The organism is Micromonospora sp. NPDC049580, assembly GCF_040675595.1.
Lineage (GTDB): Bacteria > Actinomycetota > Actinomycetes > Mycobacteriales > Micromonosporaceae > Micromonospora.
In genome coordinates this window covers 1-8,668 of sequence record NZ_JBFAPG010000267.1, presented here as the reverse complement: position 1 = coordinate 8,668, position 8,668 = coordinate 1, and the positions used below count along the sequence as shown (strand labels likewise).

The 8,668-nt window shown below is 71.1% G+C and carries 8 protein-coding genes; 3 read left to right on the top strand and 5 right to left on the bottom strand.

All coding sequences use genetic code 11. The features are described from left to right. A partial coding sequence (locus tag AB0J68_RS20495; RefSeq protein ID WP_363939958.1) for an endo-1,4-beta-xylanase occupies positions 1 to 731 on the top strand: 731 nt, incomplete at its 5' end. A gap of 274 nt (positions 732 to 1,005) precedes the next feature. Here AB0J68_RS20495 and AB0J68_RS20490 read toward each other — a convergent pair. From AB0J68_RS20490 to AB0J68_RS20470, 5 genes are all read right to left on the bottom strand, one after another. Next, positions 1,006 to 1,719 (bottom strand): GAF and ANTAR domain-containing protein, encoded by a 714-nt coding sequence (locus AB0J68_RS20490; protein WP_363939956.1) that lies wholly within the window; start codon positions 1,717 to 1,719, stop codon positions 1,006 to 1,008. Between the two features lie 151 nt (positions 1,720 to 1,870). Continuing rightward, positions 1,871 to 3,019: a serine hydrolase domain-containing protein gene (locus tag AB0J68_RS20485; RefSeq protein WP_363939955.1), complete on the bottom strand. Its 1,149-nt coding sequence runs from the start codon at positions 3,017 to 3,019 to the stop codon at positions 1,871 to 1,873. 3 nt (positions 3,020 to 3,022) lie between these two features. After that, positions 3,023 to 3,847, bottom strand: a complete 825-nt coding sequence (locus AB0J68_RS20480) for a carbohydrate ABC transporter permease (protein WP_354857223.1) — start codon at positions 3,845 to 3,847, stop codon at positions 3,023 to 3,025. Continuing rightward, positions 3,844 to 4,815, bottom strand: coding sequence for a sugar ABC transporter permease (locus AB0J68_RS20475; RefSeq protein ID WP_354857226.1), 972 nt, complete (start codon positions 4,813 to 4,815; stop codon positions 3,844 to 3,846). The genes AB0J68_RS20480 and AB0J68_RS20475 overlap by 4 nt, the downstream gene beginning before the upstream one ends. Then, the gene (locus tag AB0J68_RS20470; RefSeq protein ID WP_354857228.1) at positions 4,812 to 6,167 is read right to left on the bottom strand and encodes an extracellular solute-binding protein; all 1,356 of its coding nucleotides are present in this window, start codon (positions 6,165 to 6,167) and stop codon (positions 4,812 to 4,814) included. Before AB0J68_RS20470 ends, AB0J68_RS20475 begins: the two co-directional genes overlap by 4 nt. A gap of 372 nt (positions 6,168 to 6,539) precedes the next feature. Here AB0J68_RS20470 and AB0J68_RS20465 point away from each other — a divergent pair, with 372 nt between their 5' ends. Both AB0J68_RS20465 and AB0J68_RS20460 read left to right on the top strand, forming a co-directional pair. Then, entirely contained in the window at positions 6,540 to 7,565 is a 1,026-nt protein-coding gene (locus AB0J68_RS20465) for a LacI family DNA-binding transcriptional regulator (RefSeq protein WP_355067467.1), read from the top strand. 73 nt (positions 7,566 to 7,638) lie between these two features. Further along, positions 7,639 to 8,592: a family 43 glycosylhydrolase gene (locus AB0J68_RS20460; RefSeq protein WP_363939952.1), complete on the top strand. Its 954-nt coding sequence runs from the start codon at positions 7,639 to 7,641 to the stop codon at positions 8,590 to 8,592. The last annotated feature ends 76 nt before the right edge of the window (positions 8,593 to 8,668 follow it).

The following is an 8,668-nucleotide window of genomic DNA, read 5'->3' as shown; positions in this document are numbered from 1 at the left end:
CCCGCGGCGTCCCGATCGACTGCGTCGGCTTCCAGTCCCACCTGGGCACCTCGGTGCCCAGTGACTACCAGGCCAACCTGCAGCGCTTCGCCGACCTCGGCGTCGACGTGCAGATCACCGAGCTGGACATCACCCAGGGCTCCAACCAGGCCAACGCCTACGCCCAGGTCACGCGGGCATGCCTGGCCATTCCCCGCTGCACCGGCATCACGGTGTGGGGTGTCCGGGACAGCGACTCGTGGCGCGGCAACGACAACCCCCTGCTGTTCGACCGCTCGGGCAACAAGAAGGCGGCGTACACCTCGGTCCTCAATGCCCTGAACTCCGGCGGAACCCCCACCCCGACCACCCCGCCGCCGACGACCCCGCCGCCCACCACCCCGCCGCCGACCACTCCGCCGCCGACCACTCCGCCGCCCACGACCCCGCCGCCGACCGGTTCCGGATGCTCGGCCTCGGTGTCGCTGAACTCCTGGAACGGCGGCTTCGTCGCCACCGTCAAGGTCACCGCCGGTTCGACGGCCCTGCGGGGTTGGACGGTCCGGATCACGCTGCCCTCGGGCACCGCAGTCACCAACACCTGGAGCGCGCAGGCCAGCGGCTCGTCGGGCACTGTGGACTTCCGCAACGTCGACTACAACGGCCAGGTCGGCGCGGGAGCCAGCACCGAGTTCGGCTTCCAGGGCACCGGTGCCAGCCCGTCCGGCACCCCCACCTGCACCGCGAGCTGATCCGTCCCCTCTCAGCTCACCACCCCGGCACCCCCGGGGCGTCGCGGACGTGCCGCGCGCCCCGGGGGTGCCGTACTACCAGAAGATCAGATGGACGGCGTACGGACGCCTGGCCGTCCTGCTCCCGGGCCAGCGCCAGCGGGCCGGCCAGGCGTCGTCGACGTCGCCGCGCCACCGCTCGTACGCCAAGAAGCAGGAGCAGCAGCGCGAGGTGCACCCACGGCGGGGCCCAGGCGGTGACCGCGACGGACGTCCGGCGCAGGTCGGCGCCTGCTCACACCCGAGTCCTCTGGACCACCCTGGCAACCAGGGCCTCCGCGACGTCACGCACCTTGCGGTTGGTGTCCTGGGAAATCTTCGACAGCAACGCGAACGCCTCGTCCGGCGTGCACCGCCGCTCCCCCATGATGATCCCCTTGGCCTGCTCGATCACCGCCCGACTGCGCATCGCCTCCCGCAACTGCTCGGCCAGGGTGGCGGCGCTGTCGTACAGGTGGGCGTTGGCCAGCGCCACCGCCGCGTACGCGGCGAAGTGTTCCGCGACCGCGATCGCCGGCGGATCGAAGGCGTTCGCCGTGCCGCCGTAGACGTTGAGCGCCCCCACCACCGACTCCTGGATCGGCAGCCCGATCGACAACGAACTGCCCACGCCGACTTCACGCGCCCGCTGTGCCCACTGCGGCCAGCGCTGCTCGACGGTCATGTCCGGCAGGGAGATGGTGTCGCCGCTGGCGGAGGCGTCCAGGCACGGGCCCCGATTCTGCTCGTACTGCCGCTCGTCCAGCTCGCGGGCCAGATCGCCGGTGAACGCGGCGGTCCAACCCGCGCGATCCCGGACCAGGGTGACCGAGACCTCCCTGGCGCCGGGAACGCTCCGGTTGGCCAGCGTGGCCACCCGGCGCAGCATGTCGTCGAGGCTGATCTCGTCGAGTCTGATCCGGCTCAACTCGGCCAGCGCCTGCGCGGGATCCACAGTCGGCTCGGTCATCGCCGACGTCCGTGTCGGCCGGCACCCGCCGGCAGGTGGGAGTCGCGCACAGTCGGTCACCCCGTCGGATCGTGGCGGCATCTCGCTGCGTGACCGCCGTCGACGTCCTGCCTACCCCGTGCGGCGCCGACTCACACCGCAGCCGGCCGGCTCAGGCGTCCAGGCTGGAGCGGACGGCAGCGGTCAACCGGTTGGCGCGCTCGTCGCCCGCGGAGTACATCTGGTTGACCACGTAGCCGAACCCCACCTCGTGGTGCGCGTCGGCGAAGGCGAGGTTTCCTCCGGCGCCGTCGTGGCCGAAGCTGCGCTCCCCGAGCAGCGGCCGCGCCGGCGGAGAGTGCAGCAGAAAACCGCTGCCCCAGCGCTGGCCGGTGTCGGGCGGGCCGTGTCGCTGCTGACCCTGGGAGCGGACGACGACCGCGTCGTCCACCGACGCCCCGGTGAGCAGGGGGCCACCCCGCAGGTCGGACACGCAGGCCGCGTAGAGCCGCGCCAGGCCGTCCGCGGTGCTCACCGCGCCCGCGCCCGGGATGCCGGCGGCCTGGATGGCGGGGTCGTTGAAGCTGACCAGACCGTCGGCGTCGGCGGGGAAGGCGAACGCGCCACCCATGGTGATGCCCCGTTCGGCGACCGGGTCGACGAACGGATCGGCGTCCGGCGGTGGCGCCAGATCCCAGGCGGCGGTGTCGCGCTCGCTGGCGGGGAGCCCGAGCCAGGTCCGCAGTCCCAGCGGCCGCGCGAGGGTGTCGTGGAAGTACGCGCCGGGAAGCTGGCCGGTGACGCGGTGGATGACCTCGCCGACGAGCCACCCGTAGGTCATCGAGTGGTAGCTGTGCGCGGTGCCCGGCTGCCACAGCGGCGTCTGCGCCTCGATCGCCGCGACGACCGGGTCCCAGGCGAGCACCTCGTCGAGGGTCAGGGGTCGGTCCAGCGCCGGCAGGCCGGCCTGGTGGGTGAGCAGCCAGCGTACGGGGATGTCCGCCTTGCCGTGCTGACCGAACTCCGGCCAGTAGCGCGTCACGGGCGCGTCGAGGTCCAGCCGCCCCTGCTGCGCCAGCAGGTACGCGCAGATCGCCAGGATTCCCTTGGTGCAGGAGAAGACGACGGCCGGCGTGTGCGCCGTCCAGGGCCGTCCGGTGCGGGTGTCGGCCAGCCCGCCGTACAGGTCGACGACCTTGCGGCCCCGCACGTAGAGGGTGACCGCGGCGCCGACCTCGCCCCGGGAGGTGAAGTTGTCGCGGAACGCGTCGGCGACGCGCCCGTAGCGTTCGTCGACGTCGCCGTGGATCTGCGTGGCCACTGCCTATCCCTTCAGTGAGCCCTGGATCAGGGCCTTGATGAACTGTCGCTGGAAGATCAGGAACACGATGAGGGTAGGGGTGAGGATCAGTAGCGAACCAGCGCACAGCAGCACCAGGTCGGTGCCCCACTGGCCCTGGAAAGCACCGAGCGCCCCGGCCATCGTGCGTTTGGTGGCGTCGTCGACGAGGACGATCGCGAGCAGGAACTGGTTCCACGTCCACAGGAACATCAGGATCGTCAGCGACGCGATGGCCGGTCGGGCGAGCGGCACCTGGACCCGCCAGAACAGCTGCCAGGTGCTGCTGCCGTCCACCCGGGCGGCCTCGGACAGCTCGACCGGCACGTTGGTGAAGTGGGCACGCATCCAGAACACCGCGAACGGCATGTAGAGGCCGATCAGCGGCAGGATGATGGCCCACCGGGTGTTGAGCAGCCCGAGGTCCTGCATCTGGTAGTAGAGCGGGGTGACCACGGCCTCGAACGGCAGGGTGAGTCCGAGCAGCAGCAGGCCGAAGACGAGCCGGCCGCCGGGCACCCGCAACTGGCCCAGCCCGAAGCCGGCCATGGTGGCGATGAGCACCGACACCGGTACGACGCCGGCCACGATGAGCAGACTGGAGCGCAGCAGCGCGCCCATGTTGGCGGCGGTGAACGCGTCGGCGAAGTTTCCCCACTGCGGGTCGGACGGCCAGGCCAGCCCGTCGGGTACGGTGCCGCGCGGTTGCAGGGCGGCCGAGAGCATGCTCACGAACGGCAGCAAGGTGACGAGGATCAGGGCGATCAGGAAGACTCGCCCGGTCACCTGCTCACGTCGGCTCAGGTTCACGGCTTCTCCTTGCGGGTCAGTCGCTGGATCGGCAGCACGAACGCCAGCACCAGCAGCATGAGCACGACGGCGAGCGCCGAGGCCAGCCCGACCTGACGCTGCGAGAAGGCGAGGCGGTAGATCTCCAGGCCGGGAACGGTGGTCTGCAGACCCGGGCCTCCGCTGGTCGAGATGTAGACGATGTCGAAGCTCGCCAGGGCGGCGATGATCGTGACGGTGAGGCAGACCCCGATCTCCTGGCGCAGGCTGGGCAGGGTCACCGCGAGGAACTCACGGACCGGCCCCGCGCCGTCCAGCCGGGCGGCCTCGTAGAGCGCCGGGTCGATCTTGCTCATGCCGGTGACCAGCAGAATCGTGCAGAGACCGAGCAGGACCCAGGCGCCGATCACCCCGACGGCGGGCAGCGCCGTGTCGAAGTCGCCGAGCCACGCGCGGGCGAGGCCACCCAACCCGAGCGCGCGCAACACCTGGTTGACCAGCCCGTTGGTCGAGAGCAGCCAACTCCACGCGATGCCGGCCGCGACGAGTGGGATGACCTGTGGCAGGAACAGGATCGTCCGGACGACCGTCCCGAACGCGCCGGTGGTGATCCGGCGGACCATGCTCGCCACCAGCAGCCCGAGCGCGACCGGGATGAAACTGAAGAAGACGATCAGGATGATCGCGTTGGAGATGATCTTCAGCAGGTCGCTGTCGGTGAACACGGTGACGTAGTTGTCCAGGCCCGCCCAGCGGGCGACGCCGATCCCGTTCCAGTCGTAGAACGAGTACTGGACGGTCAGGGCGAGGGGGCGCAGGACGAAGACCGCGTACATCAGCAGGGCGGGCAGGACGTACAACCAGCCGGTCCCGGCCGCGCGGGCCCACCGGCGTCGGTGGGCCCGCGTGGACGTGGAACGGGCGGGACGACCCGTCGGCGACACCTGGTCGTCCCGCCCGGTTGGTGCGCTGCCGAGGGCAGACGTCATCGGGACAGTTCCTTCGCGTACTCGGCCTGGACCGCCTTCACGTATCCCTCGGGCGTCTGCTGGCCGGCGACCAGCTTCTGCATCTCCGGCGTGATCGCGGCGGCAAAGATGCCGCCGGTCGCGTTGGCGGTGAAGTCCACCGCGCCGTTCTCGGCCCCGAGCTGCTGCGCCGCCTTGAGGGTCTCGGCCAGCACCGTGTTCGGGGCGGCGGCCGGCACCGGCAGGTCGCTCGGGCCGCCCGGGCTGGAACCGCCGACCGTCACGGCGATCTCCCGCGCCTTGGCGTTGGTGTGGACCCAGTTCAGGAAGTACGCGGCGGTGTCCGGGTTCTTGGCCTTCGCGGAGACGCCGAAGGTGTTGGGGGCGGACATCGCGACGTGCTTGCCACCGGCGGTCTCGGCCGGGAACAGGAAGAAGCCCACGTTGCCGGGCATCGCCTTGTCCAGGTTGGCCGACTCCCAGTCGCCGTTGAACATGAACAGGCCGTTGCCCTTCTGGAACTGCCCCACCATGCCCGCGTAGTCCAGGGCGTTGGCGTCCTTCGGGAAGTAGCCGGCCTGGGCCCACTTCTGGATGGTCTGGGTGGCCTTCAACGCGGCCGGGGTGTCGAAGGTGGCCCCCGGCTTCTGGAAGATCCAGTCGGCGACCTGGGCCGGGTCACCGAACTGGTTCTGCAGCGCCTGGTGCGGGAAGTTGATGCCCGCGGTGTTCTTGTTGAACTGCATGATCGGCTGGACCCCGCTGGTCTTCGCCTTTGCCAGCAGCTGCTCGAACTCGGCGACGGTGGCCGGCGGCTGGGTCATGCCGACCTGGCTGGCCAGCTTCTTGTTGTAGAAGACGCCGGTGACGCTGTAGCCGAGCCCCATGCCGTAGAGCGAGCCGGTGCCCCGGGTGTTGTCGCCGACGCGCAGCTGCATGAGCTGCGAGGCCGGGAACTTGTCCCAGCCGTACGCGCTGACGTACGGGTCGAGGTTCTTGAGCAGGTCGTCCTTCACCAGGTCGACCATCGTGGGCAGCCGGATGATGTCGGGCGCGTTGTCCGAGGCCATGACGCGCGGCGCGTTCTCCACGATCACCGTGAACTGGTCCTCGCGGATGGCGAACGTGACGTTCGGGTGCTGCTTGGTGAACTCGTCGGCGAGCGCCTTGGCCAGCGGGAAGCCGGTCTCCGCGTACATCTCCAGCTTGATCGGCGCGGTGCCCAGGTCGGTCTTGACCGCGGCGTCGGGCCCGGCGGTCGACGACCGGTCGGCTCCCGGAGCGCTGCACGCCGTCGCGGCGAGCCCGATCACCAGCAGCGGCGCGAGGATGACCGCTCTGCGTCGCGGGCTTTTCGTCAGCAATTCTGCCATTTAATGACTCCTAGATTCCTCCGCGCGTCCCGCGGCTCAGGGCCGCGCGACGGCTCCACCGGGACCACCGCGACCGGCTGAACAGCCACGACAGGTACGTCGTGGCGGTCGCCCGGCCGCAGCAGACGTTCCGGCCACCGTTGACCCTCAGCACGGCGGCCGACGACGTCTCCAGACGCGCCAAAAGTGGTCGCTAAACTGATTTAGCAGAGCATGCGCGTGACACGGGAGGCTGTCAAGGACAACCTGGCAACGGTCCGGAGACATCGACTTCACACGACGCCCGACCCGACCGGGGCCAGAGTCCGGGCGCCGACGCATCATGATGGGCAGGAGCGGGGCCCGTGGCACCGCGCCTGATTCGGAGGACTGATGGGCCGCAACAGAGCAACCCTGGCCGACGTCGCGCGGCGAGCCGGGCTGTCCAAGACCGCCGCGTCGATGGTGCTCAACGGCAGGGAGGGCACGCGGCTCTCGGCCGAGGCACACCAGCGCGTGTTCGCCGCCGCCGAGGAGCTGGGCTACCGTCCCAACCTCGCGGCGCGCAGCCTGCGTACCCGCAAGACCGCGACCATCGCGTTCGTCTCCGACATCGTCGCCACCACCCGCTTCGCTGGCGGTCTCATCCGCGGCGCGCTCGACGCGGCCCGCGAGCGTGACCACGTGCTGCTCATCACCGAGACGCAGGGCGACGCCACGTTCGAGCAGTACGCCATCGAGGCCATGCTCGACCGACAGGTCGACGGAGTGATCTACGCCGCCATGGCCACCCGGCGACTGACGGTGCCCCCGGCCATCCTCGGCGGCCCGGTGGTGCTGCTCAACGCCACCAGCGCCGACGGCCTGCCCTGTGTCCTTCCCGACGACGACCGGGCCGGTCGCTCCGTCGCCACAGCCCTGTTGGAGCACGGCCACCGCGACGCCATCGCGCTGATCGGCCGCAACCGGCTCAAGGAGGGCGACCCGGAGGTCTCCCTCGCCGCCCGGGCCCGCCTGCGCGGCATCCAGCAGGCGCTGGGCGACGCGGGCGTCAGCCTCCTCGCGGAGTGCTTCTGCACCGAGTGGCTGCCCGAGCACGGCTACGCCGCCATGCGCGGGCTCCTGAGCAGGCCGTCGCGACCCAGCGCGGTCATCTGCATGAACGACCGGCTGGCCTTCGGCGCCTACCAGGCGCTCGGCGAGGCGGGCCTGAGCGTCCCGGACGACATCTCGGTGATCTCGTTCGACGACGACCCGATCGCCGCCTGGCTGCGCCCCAGCCTGGCCACCACGGCGCTGCCCCACGAGCAGATGGGGCGGCGCGCGGTCGAGCTGCTCCTCGACGGTGGCGCCGCCGAGCCGTCACTCGTCGCGATGCCGCTGCGCCGACGCCGGTCCCTCGCGCCCCCCGCCGGCTGACCCGAGCGCCCTACGACGTCGGCGGGGTCGACGCCTTCATCAGCTAAACCGGTTTAGTGCTACGTTTCCGGCCATGCTTCGTCTAGCCGACCACTGGGTGTGGGACAGCTGGTACGCGCGGGACGACAACGGCCTCTGGCACGTGTTCTTCCTGCGCGCGTCCCGCGCCCTGCACGACCCGCACCGCCGCCACCGCCGCGCCTCGGTCGGCCACGCCGTCTCGACGGACCTGCACACGTGGCGTCTGGTCGCCGACGCCGTGGTCCCCGCCGACGCGCCGGCCTGGGACGACCTCGCGACCTGGACCGGGTGCACCGTCCGCGGCCCGGACGGGCGGTGGTACCTCTACTACACCGGGGTCTCCCGCGCCGAGGACGGGCTCGTCCAACGGATCGGTCTGGCCGTCTCCGACGACCTGATCACCTGGCATCGTCACGGTTCCGGTCCGGTCGTGCAGGCCGACCCGACGTGGTACGAACTGCTCGACACCGACCTGTGGTACGAGCAGGCGTGGCGCGACCCCTGGGTGTTTCCCGACCCGGACGGCGACGGCTGGCACATGCTCATCACGGCACGCGCCAACACGGGAACGGCGGACACGCGGGGCGTCGTCGGCCACGCCACCTCCCCCGACCTGCTCACCTGGACCGTCCGACCGCCGCTGTCGACGCCGGCGGGGTTCGGTCACCTGGAGGTGCCCCAGGTCGCGGTCGTCGACGGGCAGCCCCTGCTGCTGTTCTCCACCGACGCGACCGCCAGCGCCCGGCGCGACGACCACCGGATCTGGGTGGCGACCGGGCGGAGCGTCCGCGGCCCGTGGGACATCGCGGCCGCCCGGCCGGTCACCCACCCGCACCTGTACGCGCCCCGGCTGGTCCCCGGACCGGCCGACGACTGGTCGCTCATCGGCTTCCTCGACCACGTCGACGGGTCGTTCGTCGGTGAACTCACCGACCCCATTCCGGTGCGCTACGACGCGTCGACCGGGCTGACCATCCAGGCGGCGGGGACGGTCGCCGCGACCTGATCCGGAGGGCCACCTGGCCACGCCCGGGCCCGGTCGCGGCGGACGGGCGGGCGACCTGCGACGACGCAGGTCCCGG